1 rRNA gene is annotated in these 201 nt (G+C 48.3%); it reads left to right on the top strand.

Annotated features, from left to right (window positions below):
• Nucleotides 1–86: 86 nt before the first annotated feature.
• Nucleotides 87–201, top strand: a 16S ribosomal RNA gene (locus G8767_RS35505); the annotation flags it as partial.

Here is a 201-nt window from a genome sequence, read left to right as displayed (position 1 = left end):
TTTTTGCTAGTTGAGTTTTTTTGCTAGTGATTTGACTCTTTTTGTCTATGACTGATTAGCAGTTTCGGCTGTGAAATCTAGAGTCTTCAACGGAGAGTTTGATCCTGGCTCAGGACGAACGCTGGCGGCGTGCTTAACACATGCAAGTCGAGCGGTAAGGCCTTTCGGGGTACACGAGCGGCGAACGGGTGAGTAACACGT

Origin of the sequence: Rhodococcus sp. IC4_135 (genome assembly GCF_011602025.1) — a bacterium.
Classification (GTDB): Bacteria; Actinomycetota; Actinomycetes; order Mycobacteriales; family Mycobacteriaceae; genus Rhodococcus_F; species Rhodococcus_F baikonurensis.
This window is presented reverse-complemented; position numbering and strand designations above follow the sequence as displayed.